Annotated in this window: 1 protein-coding gene; it reads left to right on the forward strand. The window is 70.5% G+C overall.

Annotated elements, in window-relative coordinates; all coding sequences use genetic code 11:
- On the forward strand, window positions 1-723 hold a 723-nt coding region (locus tag NET02_RS16335; protein ID WP_284058494.1), incomplete at both ends, for a hypothetical protein.

A 723-nucleotide genomic window follows, 5' to 3' on the forward strand; every position in this document is an offset into this window, starting at 1 on the left:
CCGGGGCGCAGCCGCCCGGGCCGGAGGAGCCGGGGCTCAACGCCATCTTCTTCCCCCACATCCCCAACGGCGTCGACCTCGAGGCGGGCAACGGCCCCTGGTACGGCGTGATCACGGTGCAGAACCTGGAGGACTTCGCGGTCGACCTCGAGCTCCTGGCGCCGGGGACGGGGGACGTCCTCACCACCGCCACCCTCAACCCCCACGCTTCGAAGACCTTCTCGGCGGCGTCGCTGGGGATCGAGGATGGGGCGGCCGGGGCGGTCTACGTGACGGCGCGCTTGCAGGACCTCGACGCCGTGCTGGAGGCGGGGCGGTGCCGAAGCACCTCCTTCTTCATCACCCGCGGATCGGACGCGGGCGGGTCCGATACGTTCTCGGCTGAACCGGCGTTTGCCACTCCCGATCGGGCCCGTGTCGTGGGGTTTACCCTGAACACGGACTACAGCGTCGAGATCGACGGGTCGGACGTGACCATCGACTGGTCGCCGAACGGCGACGAGCCGGCGGCTGATCAGGGCTATGTCGTCAACGTGTGGGACTGCCCACTGCCCCGGATCGGGGGGATCGAGAAGCACGCCTCGGTCGACCTCTCCGCAGCCGGCCGCACCAGCGACGATACGGTGGTGGTGACCGGCTACACGGCCATCCCGCTCTCGGATCTCGCGCTCTCGCGCGGGCTGGAGGCGGACGCCGCGCTCGACGACGTGCTGGGCGAGACCG

The sequence above is a fragment of the Thermalbibacter longus genome, assembly GCF_023806485.1.
Classification (GTDB): Bacteria; Chloroflexota; Chloroflexia; order Thermomicrobiales; family Thermomicrobiaceae; genus Thermalbibacter; species Thermalbibacter longus.